Source organism: Burkholderia sp. SRS-W-2-2016 (assembly GCF_001931485.1).
Lineage (GTDB): Bacteria > Pseudomonadota > Gammaproteobacteria > Burkholderiales > Burkholderiaceae > Paraburkholderia.
In genome coordinates this window covers 93,190-111,951 of the sequence record NZ_MSDV01000018.1, presented here as the reverse complement: position 1 = coordinate 111,951, position 18,762 = coordinate 93,190, and the positions used below count along the sequence as shown (strand labels likewise).

The 18,762-nt window shown below is 70.2% G+C and carries 13 protein-coding genes; 11 read left to right on the top strand and 2 right to left on the bottom strand.

Features of this window, described 5'->3' with window-relative positions:
• Nucleotides 1-86: 86 nt before the first annotated feature.
• Nucleotides 87-1,259, bottom strand: a complete 1,173-nt coding sequence (locus BTH42_RS06115; RefSeq protein WP_075296858.1) for a M20 aminoacylase family protein — start codon at nucleotides 1,257-1,259, stop codon at nucleotides 87-89.
• A gap of 114 nt (nucleotides 1,260-1,373) precedes the next feature.
• On the opposite strand from BTH42_RS06115, the gene BTH42_RS06110 reads away from it, so the two are divergent.
• Nucleotides 1,374-2,324 carry a LysR family transcriptional regulator gene (locus BTH42_RS06110; RefSeq protein ID WP_075296856.1) on the top strand — a complete coding sequence of 317 codons (951 nt, stop codon included), beginning with the start codon at nucleotides 1,374-1,376 and terminating at the stop codon, nucleotides 2,322-2,324.
• A 27-nt stretch (nucleotides 2,325-2,351) separates the two neighbouring features.
• Here the strand turns inward: BTH42_RS06110 and BTH42_RS06105 are convergent, their stop codons facing one another.
• The gene (locus BTH42_RS06105; protein WP_075296854.1) at nucleotides 2,352-3,245 is read right to left on the bottom strand and encodes a LysR family transcriptional regulator ArgP; all 894 of its coding nucleotides are present in this window, start codon (nucleotides 3,243-3,245) and stop codon (nucleotides 2,352-2,354) included.
• A 113-nt stretch (nucleotides 3,246-3,358) separates the two neighbouring features.
• Here BTH42_RS06105 and BTH42_RS06100 point away from each other — a divergent pair, with 113 nt between their 5' ends.
• From BTH42_RS06100 to BTH42_RS06055, 10 genes are all read left to right on the top strand, one after another.
• Complete coding sequence (locus tag BTH42_RS06100; RefSeq protein ID WP_075296852.1) at nucleotides 3,359-4,048, top strand: LysE/ArgO family amino acid transporter; 690 nt, start codon at nucleotides 3,359-3,361, stop codon at nucleotides 4,046-4,048.
• Between the two features lie 796 nt (nucleotides 4,049-4,844).
• Nucleotides 4,845-6,128 (top strand): non-hydrolyzing UDP-N-acetylglucosamine 2-epimerase, encoded by a 1,284-nt coding sequence (gene wecB, locus BTH42_RS06095; protein WP_083654675.1) that lies wholly within the window; start codon nucleotides 4,845-4,847, stop codon nucleotides 6,126-6,128.
• 67 nt (nucleotides 6,129-6,195) lie between these two features.
• Nucleotides 6,196-8,589, top strand: coding sequence for a cellulose biosynthesis cyclic di-GMP-binding regulatory protein BcsB (locus BTH42_RS06090; RefSeq protein WP_256701827.1), 2,394 nt, complete (start codon nucleotides 6,196-6,198; stop codon nucleotides 8,587-8,589).
• Nucleotides 8,586-10,811 (top strand): glycosyl transferase family protein, encoded by a 2,226-nt coding sequence (locus BTH42_RS06085; RefSeq protein WP_372237243.1) that lies wholly within the window; start codon nucleotides 8,586-8,588, stop codon nucleotides 10,809-10,811. The genes BTH42_RS06090 and BTH42_RS06085 overlap by 4 nt, the downstream gene beginning before the upstream one ends.
• Nucleotides 10,812-11,116: 305 nt before the next feature.
• On the top strand, nucleotides 11,117-11,860 hold the full coding sequence (locus tag BTH42_RS06080) for a hypothetical protein (RefSeq protein WP_305954777.1): 744 nt from the start codon (nucleotides 11,117-11,119) through the stop codon (nucleotides 11,858-11,860).
• 56 nt (nucleotides 11,861-11,916) lie between these two features.
• Nucleotides 11,917-14,415: a bacteriophage N4 adsorption protein A gene (locus BTH42_RS06075; protein WP_075296841.1), complete on the top strand. Its 2,499-nt coding sequence runs from the start codon at nucleotides 11,917-11,919 to the stop codon at nucleotides 14,413-14,415.
• Nucleotides 14,416-14,427: 12 nt separating this feature from the next.
• Nucleotides 14,428-15,135: an alginate O-acetyltransferase AlgF gene (locus tag BTH42_RS06070; RefSeq protein WP_083654671.1), complete on the top strand. Its 708-nt coding sequence runs from the start codon at nucleotides 14,428-14,430 to the stop codon at nucleotides 15,133-15,135.
• 28 nt (nucleotides 15,136-15,163) lie between these two features.
• Nucleotides 15,164-16,549 carry an MBOAT family protein gene (locus BTH42_RS06065; protein ID WP_075296839.1) on the top strand — a complete coding sequence of 462 codons (1,386 nt, stop codon included), beginning with the start codon at nucleotides 15,164-15,166 and terminating at the stop codon, nucleotides 16,547-16,549.
• Nucleotides 16,550-16,551: 2 nt separating this feature from the next.
• Nucleotides 16,552-17,670 (top strand): hypothetical protein, encoded by a 1,119-nt coding sequence (locus BTH42_RS06060; RefSeq protein WP_075296837.1) that lies wholly within the window; start codon nucleotides 16,552-16,554, stop codon nucleotides 17,668-17,670.
• Between the two features lie 23 nt (nucleotides 17,671-17,693).
• Complete coding sequence (locus tag BTH42_RS06055) at nucleotides 17,694-18,722, top strand: twin-arginine translocation pathway signal (RefSeq protein ID WP_143751982.1); 1,029 nt, start codon at nucleotides 17,694-17,696, stop codon at nucleotides 18,720-18,722.
• Nucleotides 18,723-18,762: the final 40 nt, after the last annotated feature.

The following is an 18,762-nucleotide window of genomic DNA, read 5'->3' as shown; positions in this document are numbered from 1 at the left end:
GGCCCGCGCGTCGTGGCGAGCGCGGCCTTCATTGCGCATTGCTGCGAGCGCGGACCGGCGCGAATGCCGTCGCCCGCGCCGCCGCGTCAAACCAGGAACGTCTGCGCGAGCTTGACCCAGTACGCGGCGCCGGTCGCGAGCGCGTCGTCGTTGAAGTCGTAGCCGGGGTTGTGGACCATGCAGCCGCCCTCGCCGTCGCCATTGCCGATGATCAGATAGCTGCCCGCGCAACGCTCGAGCAGGAACGCGAAATCTTCGCTGCCCGTGAGCGGCTGCATATCGCGGATCAGTCCGTCTTCGCCGAGCCAGTCGAGCGCGACCTGGCGCGCGAGCGCGGTCATCTCGACATCGTTCACGAGCACCGGATAACGGCGCTGATAATCGACCTCGGCGCGCGCGCCGAAGATCTCCGCCTGGCCGGTCGCGACCGCGGTGATGCGTTCCTGCAGATGGTCGCGCACCTCGGGACGCAGCGCGCGCACCGACAGACGCATCTCGGCGGTTTCGGGAATCACGTTCGGCGCTTCGCCCGCGTGGATCGCGCCGACGGTGATGATCGCCATATCGAGCGGCGCGATATTGCGCGCGACGATCGCCTGCAACGCGAGCACGATCTGCGCGCACACGACGATCGGATCGACCGCCTTATGCGGCACCGCGCCGTGACCGCCGCGCCCGATCACCTTGATCACGACCGTATCGGACGAAGCCATGAACGAACCCGGCAGGAATCCGAACTTTCCGGTCGGATGGCCCGGCATGTTGTGCATCGCGAACACCGCATCGCAGGGGAACTGTTCGAACAGCCCGTCTTCGAGCATTTTCTTCGCGCCGGCAAGGCCTTCCTCGGCGGGCTGGAAGATCAGATTCAGCGTGCCGTCGAAGTTTTTCTCCTGCGCGAGGTGCTTGGCGGCGCCCAGCAGCATCGCGGTGTGGCCGTCGTGGCCGCATGCGTGCATCTTGCCGGGCACCTTGCTCGCGTACGGCAGGCCGGTGGTTTCGTGGATCGGCAGCGCGTCCATGTCGGCGCGCAGACCGAGCCGGCGAGTGCCGTTGCCGAGTTTCAACTGGCCGACCACGCCGGTCTCGCCCATCCCGCGATGCACGGTGTAGCCCCATTCGGTCAGGCGTTCGGCGACCAGATCGGCGGTCGCGAATTCCTCATACGCGAGTTCGGGATGCGCGTGGATGCGGCGGCGCAGCTCGATCATCTCTTCTTCGACTGCGGCGATGCCGGCGGGAATGACCATCGTGTTCACGGGGTGTCTCCTCTGTAACGGTGAACCTAGGATAGCCACGCCGATATTCGAGCGGCAGGCGTAGAATCGTTCCGCCAGCAACCAGCGGTTGCCCCCTCCCCACGTGCAAATGAGATGAAACTGCATCAACTCAATACCCTGGCGGCGATCGCGGATACCGGAAGTATCCGGGCCGCGGCCCGCTCGCTGGGGCTGTCGCCGGCCGCCGTGACCAAGGCGATGCGCGAACTGGAAGCCGATCTGCATGCACCGCTGATCGTGCGCGGCGCGAGCGGGGTCGCGTTCACCGAGTTCGGCCGCGCGCTGGTCGTGCATGCGCGGCTCGTGCTCGGTCAGTTGCAGCGCGCCGAGGCGGAGATCGAGGCGATGCGCGGCGCGGCCGCCGGAAAACTGTCGATCGGCGTCACGCCGTGGGTCGCGCTGACCTTCCTGCCGCCCGCGGTGCGGCGCTTTCGCGAGCGGATGCCGGAGGTGCAGCTGGAATTTTTCGAAGGTCTGCTCGCGGTCGTGCAGCCTCGTTTGCGCGACGGCAGTCTCGACTTCTCGATCGGCCGGCCGCCGCCCGCGTCGCCGCAATCGGAGTTTCACAACGTGCCGCTGTTTTCGACCCATTCGGCGGTGGTCGCGCGGCGCGATCATCCGTTGGCCGGCTGTCGCACGCTGCTCGAACTGCAGGACGCGGAGTGGGTGCTGAACTACGATCCGGCGAGCCGCGAATCGATCGCCGACAACCTGTTCCGCCAGCGCGGGATGCGCGTGCCGCACACGATCCTGCTCGCCCATTCGCTGGCGATCGTGCTCGGCTTGCTCGCGCACACCGACATGCTGAGCATCTTTCCGTGGCCGCTCGTCGAGGTGATGCTCGCGAAGGAAAACCTCGCGGCGCTGCAACTGCGCGAAACCGTCGACGAAACGCTAGTCAGCATCACGTCGCGGCGCGGCGCGCCGACGAGCCCGGCGGCCGAATGTTTTCTGGACTGCCTGCGCGAGACGATCGATGCCGGCGCGCGCTCACAGGAGCCGGAGATGAAGCGGCTCTTTCATTCGATCGAACTGCTGTTGTAGCGGCTTTTACGGCCGCCTCGCATCGAATCAATCCAGAAACTCCCCCGCCCGCTTCCTGAGCATCGCGCTGAAATCGTCGAGCCAGCCGATCGACAAGCGCCAGCTCTGCCAGTACAGATCAACGTCGATATGCTTGCCCGGCGCGATCTCGACCAGCTCGCCGCTCGCCAGTTGCGCAGCGATCATCCGCTCCGGACACATCCCCCAGCCGAGCCCCGTCACGCACGCGCGCAGAAAGCCGCCCACATGCGGAATCCAGTGCAGCGGCGGCTCCAGTTCCGCGCGCGTGATACGTCGCATGAAGCGCCGTTGCAGCTGATCCTTCGGATTGAAATCGACGCACGGCGTGCGGCGCAGGCTCTCGCGCGTAACGCCAGCCGCGAAATAACGGTCGCGAAACGCCGGCGAGCACACCGCCAGATAACGCATCCGGCCGAGCCGCATCGAACGGCAGCCCTGCACCGGTTCGGCCTGGGTGGTGATCGCGCCTTGCACGCTGCCGTCGCGAATCCGCTGCGCGGTGTGGTCCTGATCGTCGATCACCAGATCCAGCAGCATCTCGCGCTCGACGCAGAACGGCGCGACCGCATCGATGAACCACGTGCCGACGCTGTCGTCGTTGACCGCCACCCGCAGCGCCGGCCACTGCTCGACCAGCGCGCCTGGCAATGCCGGCAGGCGGCCGTTCAGCTCCGCCTCCAGCAGTTGCACGCGCTCGGTATGACGGCACAGCAGCGCGCCCGACGGCGTCGCGACGCACGGCTGGCCGCGCTTGACCAGCACGCTGCCGACCCGCTCCTCCAGCAGCTTGACCCGCTGCGACACCGCGGACGGCGTGATATTGAGTTCGCTCGCCGCGCGGTCGAACGAGCCGTGGCGGACCACGGCGGCCAGCGCGTCGAGCAACGCGTAATCCAACATTAGCGTTCCTTAATCGGCATTAAGTAAATTAGCTTCTCTTATGAGAGGCCAGCCCGCAGACTAGCGCCAATGTTTCGCTTCGTCCATTGCCTCTTCCGTTTTCGGGACCTTCTATGAACTGGTTGTCGTTTTCCCACGGCGCGGCGCTGTGCGCGTCGCTGATCGTGACGATCGGCGCGCAGAACGCATTCGTGCTGCGCCAGGGGATCATGCGCTCGCACGTCGGCAAGATCGTGCTGCTGTGCACGTTGTCGGATTTCATTCTGATCGGCGCGGGCGTCGGCGGCGCCGCGGTGCTGATGGAGCGCTTCCCGCGCTTCGTGCACGCGATGCTCTATGTCGGGCTCGCGTATCTCGCATGGTTCGGGATCAATGCGCTGCGCCGCGCGGTGCGGCCGGGGCATGCGGTGCTCGATGGCGGTACGGCTGCTGCTGTCGAGGGTTCGGTCAATGGGCCGGATAACGGTGTAGCTAACGGTGTGACTAACGGTGCGGCCCATGCAGCGCCGCCGGTGCAGCGCGCGCTGCCGATCGTGCTGATGACGCTCGCATTCACATGGCTCAATCCGCACGTGTATCTGGATACGTTTCTTCTGATCGGCACGGCCGGCGCGAGAGAACCGGAAGGTGCGCGGGTCGCGTTCGCGCTCGGCGCGATGGCGGTCAGCGCGGTGTGGTTCGTCGGTCTCGGCTATGGCGCGCGCCTGCTCGCGCCGCTGTTTCGCCGCGCGACCGCGTGGCGCGTGCTGGATGGCGCGATCGGCAGCATGGTGTTGCTGCTCGCGGTCACGCAGTTGCGCTGAGCGAGCGTCACCGGTTTCCTCCAACCCGCCGCTCTGGCCACCCGCGCCAGCATGATCCTCCACGGGCCGCCGCGCCAGCGACGGCCGCTACCCCCGCCCCGTTCGCCGGTCTGCCGCTCTGCTGCTCTGCCGCTCCGCCGGATTTCATCGTCCGAACCGCCGGCCAGCGCCGGCGGCGGCAAAGCTCCGACGCTATCTCGCAACAGCAAAGCCGCCCCCTCCCGGACGTTTCTCTTAAGAGAAATACTCCCCGCCGACCGCCGATTAAAAGCCAATTAATCGCGCTATTCCGCGCCTAGCCATGAGCAGGTCCGGCCGACAATGCCAGCATGGCTGCGGTGGACCGCGCCGGCTAACGCGCGAAGGCAATCGCCGCCGCTCGAACCTCCGCCGCGTCGCACGCCGTCGTGCCGTGACAGCAACCGGGGCAACCGGAGCAAGCGGGCAAAACCGCCCCAAGCCGCCGCGACGATTCAGCCACCGGCGCCGAATGCCAAACGATTGACCGGATGGATTTGCCGAGGTCGAACAGGAATGGCGAGCAGATTCCGCTTTTTCAATTGTTTTACGGAGAGAATTCCCCTCATCGACCTGCATGTCCGATCGATCGAGGCCGGTTAGAATCCGCGCCGACCAGCTGGCGACGGGGGCCGGCAACGAAGACCACCCGCAATCCGCGGGATCCAGATAATGCCAACCAGGCCGCGGGCTCACGCCCGGCGCGGCCGCGTTCGTATGCCATTCGCCGGGAACGCCGGCCCGGCGGCATGCGGCAATAAAAAAGACCATTGCAACAATGCCTGTACGAATCATGTCGGTGTTCGGCACGAGGCCGGAAGCCATCAAGATGGCGCCGCTCGTCAAGCAGCTGGAAGCAGACCGGGAAATCGAATCGCTCGTTTGCGTGACCGGGCAACACGGCTCGATGCTCGCGCAAGTGCTGGAATTTTTTCGCATCACGCCGCACTACGATCTCGCGCTGATGACCGCGAACCAGACGCTCAACGCGCTGGCCTCGCGGCTGTTCGCATCGCTCGACGAAGTGTTCGAACGCGCGCAGCCGGACCGCGTGCTGGTGCACGGCGACACCACCACCGCCAGCATGGCCGCGCTCGCCGCGTTCCATCGACGCATTCCGGTCGGCCACATCGAGGCGGGCCTGCGCACCGGCAATTTGCAACAGCCCTGGCCCGAAGAAATGAACCGGCGCGTGGTCGACGTCGCGAGCGACCTGCTGTTCGCGCCGACCGCCAGTTCGAAGGCCAATCTCGCGCGCGAAGCACTGGCCGGGCGCGTGATCGTCACCGGCAACACGGTAATCGACGCGCTGCATGAAACCCTCGCCCGGCTCGACGCGGATGCGTCGCTGCGCGCCGCGCTCGAAGCGCGCATGAGTTTCATCGACGGCACGCGGCCGCTGCTGCTCGTGACCGGCCATCGCCGCGAAAGCTTCGGCCCCGGCTTCGCGAATATCTGCGCGGCGCTGGCCGAACTGGCCGCCGGCGACGACGTGCAAATCGTCTATCCGGTCCACCTGAATCCGAACGTGCGCGGCCCCGTGCAGGCGACGCTCGGCAACATGCGCAACGTGCATCTGATCGAACCGCTCGACTATGTCGGCTTCGTCTGGCTGATGCGGCGCGCGACGCTGATCCTCACCGACTCGGGCGGCGTGCAGGAAGAAGCCCCCGCGCTCGGCAAGCCCGTGCTGGTGATGCGCGAGGTGACCGAGCGGCCCGAAGCGGTCGCGGCCGGCACGGTGCGTCTGGTCGGCACCGCGCGCGAGTCGATCGTGCGCGAGGTGCGCGCGCTGCTGCGCGATCCGCTCGCTTACGGCGAGTTCGCGCGGCGCGTCAATCCGTATGGCGACGGCCGGGCGTCGGCGCGCATCGTCGCCTGTCTGGCGGGACGCCGGTTCGATGAGTTCGGCGGCGCGAGCGAGGACCGTGGACACGGTGAGCGCGGCGAACGCGGTGAACCGACCGCACCCGGCGAACGCAACGAACGCAAAAGCGAACTCGGCGAACGCGACCGCTGCGCCGCAGCCGCGCGCGGCGCCGCCGCTCCGGCGCCCCCGTAAGCCAGCACCTCGAACCGGCTGGCCCCACGCGTCCCTTTCTCCTGCCTATTTCCACTTCGCGACGATCGTGACTTCACTCCCCGTCTCCCGAGCCGGCCGCGCCCAGGCGCGCCGCCGCGGCATGCATCGCGCATCGCTGATGGCGCTCGCGCTGGCCGCCTGCAATGCGATCGGCGTGGCCGCCGCGCCGAATCCCACGCCGACGGTCCACGGCCCGGCGCCCGCCACGGCGGTGTCGAGTGCGTCGAGTGCGCCGTCTGCCGCCGCAACCTCTGCCGCCGCGGCACCAGCAGCGCCAGCAACAGCACCAGCACCAGCCGCTGCCGCCCCAAACACCAACCCATTCGCAAAAGCCCTCGCCGAAGCCGCCAACCCCACGGTCCGGCGCACGATCGCGCTGAACGGGCTCGGCATCAGCGGCACGACCACGCTCGACGCCCCCGCCAGCCGCCGCGAGTTCTACTTCCCGGTGCCGGCCGGCGTACCGATCGCGGACGGCGAACTGCAGCTCGACAGCAGCTACCTGCGCGCCGACGGCGGCCGCACCACGCTGCTGGTGTCGATCGACGGCACCCCCGCGCTCGCCCGCGCGCTCACGCAGCCGCAAGGCGACGCGGCGCTGGCGGTCGGCGTCGGCGGCGACGCGCGCCCGAGCGGCTATGTGCGGATCGGCCTCGACTGGAGTTCGGTCGTCGCCGATACGGTGTGCTCGGACCAGACCGCGATCGGCAACGTGCTGCGCGTCGCGCCGCTGACGTCGCTGTCGTATCGCTACGACACCCGCGACATCAAGGATCTGCGCACCGCGTGGAGCGCGCTGCCGCTCGCGCCCACGCTGCTGATTTCGTCGGCGCATCTGGACACCGCGCACTACGACGCCGGCTGGCGCGAACTCGCGCTGCTGCAGCGCGACGGCCGCGAGCCGCAAGTGCGCGCGTGGCCCGCGCCCGGCGACACCGTCGAACTCGGCGCGCCCGCCGTGCCGGCCGCGTTGCAGACGCTGCCCGCGTTCGCGGCGTTGGCCGCGGGCGGCCCGCATCGCGTCGCCAACCCGGCCGAGCTGGCCGCGTTGCTGGTCATCGCGCCGCGCGGCGCATTGCCGCTCGACCTGATCCTGATGGACGACACGCTGCGCGCGTCGCTCAATGGCGCGCTCGACGCGCTCGCCGCGCAAGCCGCGAACGCGTCGCCGGACGCGCGCGACGCATTCGCCGCGTGGCGCGCGCAGGTCGCCGCGCCGCTGGTCGCGCCGCTCGCCGCGGGCGAATTGCGGCTCGTGCATATCGGCGGCCAGGCGGCGATCGTGGCGGGCGACACCCAGGGCATCGCCGCGCTCGCGCAGATGTGGCGCGCGGTGAACGTATCGAACCAGCTGGTCGTGCACGAGCTCGACGGCAACGCGCGTCACGACGTCGAACAGGTCTCGCTGGCCGCGCTCGGCGGCGAACCGGGCACCCTCAGCGTGCTGCGCGAAGCGCAGTGGCAGACCCGGTTCGACCTCGCCGCGGCGGCCGGCGCGGGCCGTTTGCCCGACGACGTGGTGCTCGAACTCGCCGCCGCGCCGAACTCGCACGGCAGCGGCGTGGTCGCGTCGATCTACTTCAACGACGCGCTGATCGGCGCGCAACTGCTGAACGCGCGCGGCCGCAACGAGCGCGTCAGCGCCCATATTCCGCGCTATCTGCTGGCGGCCAGCAACACGCTGCGGGTCGCGTTCCAGCGGCAAAGCGACGGCGGCTGCGCGCGCGCCGAAGGCTATCCGGTCGCGGTCCTGCCGGGCAGCCACCTGACCCTCGCCAAGGCCGATGCGGGCGATACCTTCACCGGCATGGTCGGCCGCTACGCGTCGGGCTCCGCGGTCTACGTGCCCGCCGCGTATCCGGCGCGCTCGACCGACACGCTCGCGCGCGTCGCGCATCTGGCCAACGCGGTCGGCATCGCGCCGCAGCGGGCCGTGCTGCGCGTCGCCGCCGACGGCGAACGGATCGCGCCCGCCGAGCCGTTCCTCGCGCTCGGCGTGGCCGTCGAACGCCCGGACCCGGCCGTGCGCGTGCAAGGCGACGGCCTGACGATCGCCGACCCGCAAGGCCGCGCGCTGTACGCGGCCAGCGGCGTCGCGAAGCTCGCTGGCGTCAGCGTGTTCGACGTGGTGCGCGCGGATCGCGCGAGCGGCATCGTCTGGCGCAGCCTCGGCGAGCACGAGCCGGTGTTGCCCGCGAGCCTGCAGCTGCAGCACGGCAACGTCGCGGTGGTGAGCGGCGACGGCGTGCTCAAGACGCTGGACACCCGCCGCGCCGACGGAGCCCTCGACACCGACGACGACGAGCGCGCACCGTGGCGCCGGCAATGGTGGACGTGGGCGGTGCCGACGGCGCTCGTCGGCGCGTTCGCGCTGCTGTTGCTGCTGGCGACCGTAACCCGCCGCCGCAAGCAACGGCGCAGCCAGGGGACGCCCGAGTGAGCCTGCTGGCGCGCTACTTCGCCGCGCAATACTTCCAGTCGCTGCAATACGCGGCGGGCGCGATCGCGGTGGCGATCCTGCTCTCCAGCCTCGACGATCTGTTCATCGACGGCTGGTACTGGGTGCGCGAGACGTGGCGCGCGCTGACCGTGAAGCGCACCTACCGGCCGCTCACGGTCGAGCAGTTGCATATGCGCGACGAGCAGCCGCTCGCGATCATGGTGCCCGCGTGGCTCGAATACGACGTGATCGCGGCGATGGTCGAGGACGCGGTGAAGGTGCTCGACTATCGCAACTACATGATCTTCGTCGGCACCTACGTGAACGATGCGAAGACCATCGAGGAAGTCGAGCGGATGCGCCGCCGCTATCGCCAGTTGCGCCGCGTGGAAGTGCCGCACGACGGCCCGACCTGCAAGGCCGACTGCCTGAACTGGGTGATCCAGGCGATCTTCGCGCACGAGCGCGAGAGCGGCGTGGAGTTCGCCGGCGTGGTTCTGCACGACAGCGAGGACGTGCTGCATTCGCTGGAATTGCGCTTCTTCAACTATCTGCTGCCGCGCAAGGACATGATCCAGCTGCCGGTGTGCTCGCTGGAGCGCAACTGGTACGAACTCGTGGCCGGCACCTACATGGACGAGTTCGCCGAATGGCACGCGAAGGATCTGGTCGTGCGCGAAAGCCTGGTGGGCGCGGTGCCGTCGGCCGGCGTGGGCACCTGCTTCTCGCGCCGCGCGCTGCTCGCGCTGTGCGAAAGCACCGCCAACCAGCCGTTCAACACCGACAGCCTGACCGAAGACTACGACGTCGGCGCGCGGCTCTCGAAGCTCGGCATGCAGTCGATTTTCGCGCGCTTTCCGGTGCAGTTCCGCAGCCGCCGCGCGAGCTGGTTCGGCTTCGGCAAACCGCGCGACGTGATCGTGACGATGCCGCTGTGCGTGCGTGAGCTGTTCCCCGACACGCTGCGCACCGCGTACCGGCAGCGCGCGCGCTGGACTCTCGGCATCGGCCTGCAAGGCTGGGCGCAGAACGGCTGGAACGGCTCGCTCGCGAACCGCTACCTGCTGTTTCGCGACCGCAAGGGCATCGTCACCGCGTTCGTCGGGATGGCCGCGTATGCGGTGCTGCTGCAGTTCCTGCTTTTCATGATCGTGGCCGCGCTCGGCTACGGACCGGAGTTGCCGCCGTCGCCGTTCATCGACGCCACGTGGATGCATCTCGTGCTGTGGCTCAACGTCGTCGCGCTCGCGCTGCGGGTGGTGCAGCGGGTTCATTTCGTGAAGCGGCTCTACGGCTGGGAGCACGGTCTGATGGCGGTGCCGCGGATGATCGTCGGCAACTTCGTCAACTTTCTCGCGGTCGGGCGCGCGTGGCGGATGTATCTCGCGCATCTCGCGACCGGCAAGCGCCTCGCGTGGGACAAGACGATGCACGACTTCCCGTCCGCCGACGGCCTGCCCGCCGACCGTCGTCAGCGGCTCGGCGAACTGCTGCTCGCGTGGCAGGTGATCGACGATAGGCAGCTCGCGCTCGCGCTGGAGGATGATCACGCGCACGAAGCGCCGCTCGGTCGCGTGCTGATGGCCAAGGGCTGGCTCGACGAGGAAACGCTCGCCGAGGCGATCGCGTTCCAGACCGGCCTGCCGCGCGCGCGGCTCGACCCGGCGCGTCTGCGCGCCGACCGCGAGCGCCTGCCGGCCGCGCTGGCGATCCGCCACCGGGTGCTGGTGCAGGGCGAGGACGAGCGTGGCCGCGCGATCGTGCTCGCCGCCAGCCCGCTCGGCGACGAAGCGCGCGCGCAGATCGAGGCCGCGCTCGGCCAGCCGCTCGCGCAGCAGATCCTGCGCGAGAGCGAGATCGCCGCCGGCCTGCGCGTGTTGCGCGGCGACGCCGACGCGCTCGAACAGGACGCGCCGCGCGTGCCGCTGCTCGGCGATCTGCTGATCGAATTGGGCCACGTCACGCGCGAGCGCTTCGAGGCGGCGCTCACGCACTACCGGCCGGACCGCGACGGCCGCATCGGCGACTTCATGATGGCGCGCGGCGTGATCACGCGCGAGGCGCTCGCGCTGGCGATCGAGGTGCAGCAGCGGGTGCGCGCGACGGCGCCCGCGCAGCCGGTGGGGGCGCAAGCGCAGCCGGCGGCGGTGGCTGTCGCGTCTACCGCGACGACGACGACGCAAGCACAGCCCGTGCCCGCCAACGACGGACTACCCGCATGACGACGCCCCTCGCCTCGCTGCGCGAACGGCTGCGCGCCGTCCGCCGCGTTTGCTCCCGCGCCGGTTCTCGCGCCGGTTCTCGCGCCGGTTCCCACGCCGGTTCCTGCGCCGGTTCTCGCGCCGGTTCTCGCGCCGATTCCCGCGCCGATTCCCGCGCCAACTCCCGCGCCGATTCCCACGCCGATTCCCACGCCGATTCCCACGCCGATTCCCACGCCGATTCCCACGCTTACTCCCGCACGTTCCGCCGCGCTTGCGCCGTCCTCGCGCTGAGCCTGCTGGCCGGCTGCCAGCAGCCGCCGCTCGTGGACGGCATCGCGTGGCAGCTCGACAACGCGCATCTGCACCCGCGCGGCGACTGGGCGCGCCTGGGCGCAACCGATCTGCTGGTGCAGTGGACGGTGGTGGACGGCGTCGCCTACGTGAGCGGCACCGGCTTGCCGGCTGCCGCGCAACTGCCCGACTGGGCGCGCATCGCGCAGGAGCCGTGGGCGCGCCACGCGCTCGTCGGCCTCGCTGGCCGCTACGACGAAGCGGCCGCGCGCAAGGATCTCGAACAACTGGTCGAGCAGTCGTTGCGGGTGGCCGCCGCGCCGCCGCCGGTGCGGATCGACGGCTGGTATTTCCCGGTCGAGGTCGATCCGACGTGGCACGACGCCGCCGCCCTCGCCCCGCTGCTCGCGCGCCTGCCGCGCCCGTTGTGGATCAGCGTGTACGACCAGTCGAATATCGGCGGCGCCGCGCTCGCCGAGTGGCTCGACGGCTGGCTGCCGCGCGACGTCGGCGTGCTGTTCCAGGACGGCGTGGGCCTCTACACGCGCGAGCCGCGGGTAGCGCGCGAGTATGCCGACGCGCTGGCCGCGCGGCTCGGCGCGGCGCGCGTGCGGATCATCGCCGAAGCGTTCCGGCCCGGCACCGGCGGCCAATTCCGCGCGGCCACCGCCGCCGAACTCAAACCGCAACTCGACGCCTATCGCGGCTACCGGACCTATCTGTTCGACGGCCCCCATTACGTTCCCCCGGCACTCGTGGAAGACCTGCTCAAGTGATCGCCGCAACCTCGAGCGGCCTGCAACATGACCCGCTACACCCTTCGATTCGAAGCATGAACCGCCGCCCGGCGCGCGGCCTCGCGCGGCGCCGCGCGAGCCTTGCCTATGCCGCGCTGAGCGCCGCGCTAGCCGCCGCGTGGAGCCCCGCCGCCGCCGATGAAAATCTGCCGCTGCCGCTCGCCGGCGGCGCGTACCGCGTGGCCCAGCGAGCCTACGACGAATACGCGCGCGGCGACTACGACGCCGCGCTACGCGACGCACGCGAGGCGGTGCGGTTGCGCCCCGACGTCGCGCGCTTGCGCACGCTGCTGCACGAAGCGGAAACCGCGTCGCGCCGGCACGCGCAGCCGCTCGCCGTTCATCCCGCGTCGGGCACTGAAGGAAACGCACAAAATCGCCACACCGCGCGGGACGCCGCTACCCGCGATACCGCCGGCCGGCGCACGGTCGCCCAGCACGCCACGACCGGAGACGCGCTCGCGCAGCAGGCGGCAACCGGCGACGCCGTCGCCCAGCACGCCGCCACCCGGAGCACCGCCGCCCAGCACGATGCCGCCACGCAGGCACCGGCACCCGCAACCGCAACACCGGCCCCGCAACCGCAACCGCACGACGCCCCCACCGGCGCGGCAGCCACACAACGCTTTGCCGCCGAAGCCTATCGCGCCGCCGCCGACAACCGCCCGCAAGACGCCGCCGACCTATTCCAGCGCGCACTCGATGCGGGCGGCCCGAACCATGAACTCGAAGGCCGGCGCGACGCGATGCGCCGCCAGATGGCGCAGCAACCGGCCGGCGACGCGTACCGCGCGCTCGCGGCCGACCAGCTCGACGAAGCGCGCGCGCAGATCGCCCAGGCCATCGCGCTCGCCCCCGACGTGATGTCCTACCGCCTGCTGCTGGTGAACGTGCTGATCCGCCAGCAGCGCTACGCCGACGCGGAGCAAGCGGCCGGCGACGCGATCAGGGTCGACGACGAGGACGCGGTGCCGGTGCTGCTGCGCGGCTATCTGCGCCAGCAGCAAGGCCGCCGCGAACTCGCGCGCGCCGACTACGCGCGCGCGCTCGGCAACGACACGCTCGGCGACGACGACCTGCGCGAGCTGCGCCTGTACGTCGCCGATGCGTACATGGCCGCACGCGCCTGGCAGGATGCCGACGCGCTGCTCGGCAAGCTGCCCGCGCGCGACGGCGAAGCGAACTGGCGCCGCGCGCTGATCGCGTATCACCGTGAGCACGGCGGCCAGCCGCCGCTGCTCGCGCCGTTCCTCGACTGCCGGGTCACGCCGTACGGCACGGTCTGCAACGCGCAGCCCGCGCCGAGCGCATCGAACGCGATGATCGCCGCGATCTACCGCGCGCTCGGCCAGCACGAGCGCGCCGCCGCGCTCGCGCTGGCGCGCGTGCTGGCGGCCTCGAAACCGAACGAGCAGCGCTACCGGCGCGTGCTGGCCCAGGCGCTCGACGCCAACGGCGAGCACAGCGCCGCGCAACAGGCGCGCGCGCATCTGGACCCGCCGGCGCCCGACCTCGAATTCGCCTATCTCGCCGCGACCTCGGGCGCGCCGGCGCTCGCGCTCGACGCGTTCCAGCAGATCGACGCCGCCGGCAAGCTGCCGCCGCGCGCGCTGCAGGACGCCGCGTTCAGCGCGATCAACGCGAACGACAAACCCGCCGCGGTGCGCTACTTCGAACGCGGCATCGACGCCGCCGACGCCGGACAGCTCGACGCGACCGAGCAGCAGCGCTACGACATGCGCCGCTCGGTCGACGAACTGGAGCGCCAGTTCGGCGCATACGTGTCGCTCAGCTATCGCGGCAGCAACAACATGCAGACCGGGCAAAACCAGTCGGCGCTGGTGGGCGACAACCTGCAGCTCGGCACCGAGGCGTACTGGCGGCCGCGCGCGCTCGAACACGACGGCGCGTACGTCGACCTGTACGCGCGCCTGACCGGCACCCCGTACAGCGCGCCGAGCACGTCCACCGATCGCGCGACCGGCGCGACCTTCACCGGCAGTTCGCCGACCGGCCTCGCGAGTCTGCTGTCCGCGTTCGGCGTGCGCTGGAAGCCGCTGGCCGGCCAGAACGCGATCCTCGCGTTCGAACGCCAGCAGGCGATCGGCTCGAAAGCGCAGAGCGACTGGCTCGCGCGGCTCGGCTATTCGAACGGCGTCGGCACCGATCTGCGCTATGACCGGGCGAACTGGAACAGCGCGCAGGTCTACGCGGAAACCGGCTACTACACGATCGCGAACACCTATTACTTCACCTCCGAGCTACAGGGCGGGCGCAGTTTCCGCCTGCCCGAAGCCTGGTTCCATCACACGACGCTGGAGCCGCTCGCGGTGCTCGGCGCCGACTACAACAACGCGTACAACACCCCGCTGGCGGTGGGCGTCGGCGTCGGCGTGAATCTGCGGACGTGGTTCCGCGAGGACCGCTATCACGCGCCGCGCTCGTATCTCGACGTGTCGATCCAGTACCGCGTACGGATCGCCGGCGACGACCGGGCCACCGGCTGGTTCATTCGCAGTGTCTTCAACTTCTGAGGTCGCGCAGTCATGTTCAACCCTTCTGTTCTGGCTTTTCGTCCCGTGCGTTTCGCCGGCTGGCTGGCCGCGGCCTGCGCGTGCGCGGGTGTGCTCTGCGCCGGCGTGAGCGCGCCGGCGCGCGCGCAGGAAATCGCCCGGCTCTATGCGCCGCAGCCGCCGGCCGGCTCGAGCTACGTGCGGGTCGTCAATCCGGCCGCGCACAGCGCCGAGGTCGAGTTCGCCGGGGCGCGCGACACGCTCGACCCGGCGCGCCGGATCGTCACCGACTACCGCGTGGTGAATGCCGCGGCGGGCGTCGCGATCAAGGTGAACGGCCGCGCGTTGCCGCCGTTCAAGGTTCAACCGGGCAGCTTCAACACCGTGGTGCTGGACGACGGCGCGCCGGCCCAGCTGATCGCCGACACCACCGACGGCCGCGACGACCTGAAGGCCGAACTGCGCTTCTACAACGTCACGCGCGATTGCGACGCGACGCTCGCGGTCGACCACGGCCCCGAGGTGTTCGCGCACGTGCCGGCCGGCGCCAGCCGCAAACGCGTGATCAATCCGGTGCAGGCGCGCGTGGCGGGCCGCTGCGGCGCGGCGAGCACCGCCGCCGTCGCGCTGCCGGCGCTGCGCTCGGGCGACCGCGCGAGCGTGTTCCTGGTCGGCGCGGGCAGCGCGCTGCGCGTAGTCGCGCAGCTCGACGGCACCGCGCCGTACCACGCCGTGCAATAAGCCACCGTCCCCACCGAGCGCACCGTCGATGGTCTTCGTCAGCATCAGTTTCGTCTTCGTGTTCCTGCCGCTGTTCCTGCTCGCCTATGCGGCGACCGGCAGCCGTGCGCGCAACCTGACGATCCTCGCGTTCAGCTGGGCGTTCTACGCGTGGTGGCGGCTCGACTTCCTGCCGCTGATCGTGTCGATCGCGCTGTGGTCGTGGGGCAGCGCGCACTGGATCGAACGCAGCCGCGACGCCGGGCGGCGCGGCGCGCTGCTCGCCGCGATCGCGTGGCCGCTGGGCGCGCTCGTCTGGTTCAAGTACGCGAACCTGCTGCACGACACGGCGGTCTGGTTCGGCGCGCCCGCGCAGGGCTGGAGCGCGATCCTGCTGCCGATCGGTCTGTCGTTCTTCGTGTTCGGCGCGATCTCGTATTCGGTCGACGTGTACCGCGGCACCGTCGCCGCCGAGCCCAGCTTCGTGAACTACGCGACCTATCAGTCGATGTTCGGGCATCTGGTCGCGGGGCCGGTCGTGCGCTACGAGTGGGTCGCCGAGCGGCTGCGCCGGCGCGCGTTCCAGCGCGCCGAGCTGGTTGCCGGCATCGAGCGCTTCATGAGCGGCTTCACGCAGAAGATCCTGCTCGCCGACACGCTCGCGCCGCTGGTCGCCACCGGCTACCAGCTCGCCGCGCCGAGCGCCGCCGACGCCGCGCTCACCGTGCTCGCGTACACGCTGCAGCTGTACTTCGATTTCCGCGCGTACAGCAGCATGGCGATCGGCCTGGGGCTGCTGGTCGGCCTGAAGTTTCCGGAGAACTTCGACGCGCCCTATCTGAGCGCGTCGCTGTCCGAGTTCTGGCGGCGCTGGCACATCAGCCTGTCGAGCTGGCTGCGCGACTATCTGTACATTCCGCTCGGCGGCAACCGCGGCGGTCTCGCGCGCGGCTGCGCGAACCTGCTGGTAACGATGGCGCTGGGCGGACTGTGGCACGGCGCCAGCTGGACCTTCATGGTGTGGGGCTTGTGGCACGGCGGCGGCCTCGCGCTCGAGCGTCTGTGGCGAGCGCGCAGTAGCCGCGCGTTGCCGGTCGCGCTCGCGCACGCGGCCACGCTGGGCTTCGTGATGCTGGGCTGGCTGCTGTTTCGCGCGCAAAGCTGGGGCGAGGTCGCGACCCTGGCCGGCGCGCTCGGCGGCCGCCACGGCTGGGCGCTCTCCAGCGCGTTCGCCGCGTCGCTGCGGCCCAACCAGATCGTGTGCCTGCTGCTGGGCGTCGCGCTCGTCTATCTGCCCGCGCTGCTCGCGCGCGCGCCGGGCCTGCGCTCGCGCTGCGCGCGCCTGCACCAGCTCGGCGGCGTGCCGTTGTGGCTGATCGCGCTGTGGGTGCTGCAAGGCCGCACCGTGGTGCCGTTTCTCTACTTCCAGTTCTGATCATGATCCGCAAGCTGAACACGCTCGCCTTCATGCTGGTCGTCGCGGCCGGCGCGGCGCTGCTGGGCTGGCGCCTCGTCGCGCAGTCCGGCACGCCGCCGGTATCAGCGCCCGGCGCGTCCGGGGTGTCCGGGGTGTCCGGGGTGTCCGGGGTGTCCGGGGTGTCCGGCGCATCCGCGTGGCTCGACGGCGGCGTGACGCGGGCGTTCGACGCGCGCGTGGCCGCGGCGATGCCGCCGCCCCGCGCGATGAGCCGCGTGCTCAACGGCCTGCTGTACGCGGTCACCGGCGACCCCGATCCGCAGGTGCGCAGCGGTTGCCGCGGCTGGCTTTTTCTCGCCGACGAAACCGTCGAGACGCCGGCCGGCGAGCGCAACTTGCGCGAACGCGTCGCGCTCGCGCGCAAGCTCGTGGACACGCTCGGCAAGCGCCATGTGCACGTGCTCGCGGTGCCGGTGCCCGACAAGGTCGAGCAGGCCGCGGGCGAACTGTGCGGGCTCGCCGTGTCGCCGCAGGCGCGCGGCCGCCGCGACGCGTGGCGACGCGCGAGCGCCGCGCTCGCGCTGCCGCAGGTCGATCTGCATAGCGGCTGGAGCGCGCCCGGCTACTGGCGCACCGACAGCCACTGGAACCGCGCCGGCGCGAAGTTCGCGGCCGCGCGGGTGGCCGCGCTCGCGCAGCCGCTCGCGCCCGCCGGCGAGACCGCGATGCGCTTGCAGGTGGGCACGCAAAGCCATCCGCGCATCGGCGATCTGATGCGGCTCGCGGCGCTGGAGCGCAACGCGCCGCCGTTCGCGCCGCCCGCCGACGTGGATCACGACGAAACCCTCGACATCACCCACGACGGCGGTCTGCTCGACGCGGTCGCGGGACCGGCGGTGATGCTGGCCGGTTCGTCGTATTCGCTCAACTCGGGCTTCATCGATTACCTGCAGCTCGATCTGAAGCAGGAGATCGCGCAGCAAAGCCAGCTCGGCAGCGGCTTCGACGGCAGCGTGCTCGATCTGCTCCAGCATCATCCCGAGCGGCTCGACGGCATCCGGCTGCTGATCTGGGAGTGGCCGCTGCGCTCGCTCTATCAACCCCTTACCGACAACGAACGCGCCTTCCTGACGCAATGACCCACTTCGCGATGAGACGTCCAATGAAACGAATCCGCTTTCCGGCCATGACCAAAGCGCGCGCCCTCGTGCGTATTCTGTTGCAGGCGACCGTGCTCGGCGCGGCCGCGCACGCGAGCGCGGCGCCGTCGGTAATCGAAGGCCAGGACGGCTGGCTGTTCCCCGGCTGGGAACACACCGACGCGGTCAACCGCGCGACGCTCGACGCCAACCTCAAGACCATCGAGCAGACCGCGACCGAGCTGGCGGCGCGGCATATCGGCCTCGTGCTGATGGTGGTGCCCGCGAAGGCGCTGTTCTATCCGCAGCGGCTGCCCGCCGGCGTCGCGATCGCGCCGCCGGTGAAGTCGCGCTACGACGACATCCTCGGCATGCTCAAGGCGGCCGGCGTCAGCACCTTCGACGACCGCCCGGTGCTGCGCTCGGTCGAGCACGACCAGCAGAGCGCGTTCTATCGCGCCGACTATCACTGGAGCGCGTGGGCGGCGGAGGCGTCGGCGGACGCGACCGCGCAACTGATTCAGGCGCGCTTTCCGCTGCCGGCCAACGGCCCGGGCGCGACGCTCGGCGACTGGACCAACGAGCGCCGCTACGGCGATCTCGCGATGAACTTCATGGCGCCCGAGGACCGCAAACGCATCGGCCGCGACATCTATACCGTGCGCAAACAGCCCGACGACCAGAGCGGCCAGAGCGGCCAGGGCGGCCAGCAGGACGCCGGCGGCGCTCTGCTCGACAGCGCGGCCCCGCAGGTGCAGGTGATCGGCAACAGCTTCGTGCAGCCCTACCTCGGCTATACGCAAAAGCTCTCCAACGCGCTCGGCCAGCCGGTGGGCCTCACCTGGAATCCGGGCAACGTCGGCCCGTGGAAGACCTTCGTCGATTACGTCGAGACGCCGGCGTTCGCGCAGCACAAACCGAAGGTGATCGTGTGGCAGTTCAACGAGGCGCAACTGGAGAACGAACTGGATGCCGCGTCGAGCTGGGATGCGCAGAGCCTGATGTCCACGGCCAGCTGGCGCAAGCGGGTCGGCGCCGCGCTCGCGAAGTAGCGGCGGCATAGCCGCCACGCGCCGATTGTGATGACGAAAC

What these genes read in the sequence shown, in the direction of transcription:
- BTH42_RS06075 (WP_075296841.1), top strand. Translation starts at nt 11,917, where the DNA reads ATGAACCGCCGCCCGGCGCGCGGCCTCGCGCGGCGCCGCGCGAGCCTT.
- BTH42_RS06055 (WP_143751982.1), top strand. Translation starts at nt 17,694, where the DNA reads ATGAAACGAATCCGCTTTCCGGCCATGACCAAAGCGCGCGCCCTCGTG.
- wecB (WP_083654675.1), top strand. Translation starts at nt 4,845, where the DNA reads ATGCCTGTACGAATCATGTCGGTGTTCGGCACGAGGCCGGAAGCCATC.
- BTH42_RS06110 (WP_075296856.1), top strand. Translation starts at nt 1,374, where the DNA reads ATGAAACTGCATCAACTCAATACCCTGGCGGCGATCGCGGATACCGGA.
- BTH42_RS06070 (WP_083654671.1), top strand. Translation starts at nt 14,428, where the DNA reads ATGTTCAACCCTTCTGTTCTGGCTTTTCGTCCCGTGCGTTTCGCCGGC.
- BTH42_RS06060 (WP_075296837.1), top strand. Translation starts at nt 16,552, where the DNA reads ATGATCCGCAAGCTGAACACGCTCGCCTTCATGCTGGTCGTCGCGGCC.
- BTH42_RS06100 (WP_075296852.1), top strand. Translation starts at nt 3,359, where the DNA reads ATGAACTGGTTGTCGTTTTCCCACGGCGCGGCGCTGTGCGCGTCGCTG.
- BTH42_RS06105 (WP_075296854.1), bottom strand. Translation starts at nt 3,245, where the DNA reads ATGTTGGATTACGCGTTGCTCGACGCGCTGGCCGCCGTGGTCCGCCAC.
- BTH42_RS06065 (WP_075296839.1), top strand. Translation starts at nt 15,164, where the DNA reads ATGGTCTTCGTCAGCATCAGTTTCGTCTTCGTGTTCCTGCCGCTGTTC.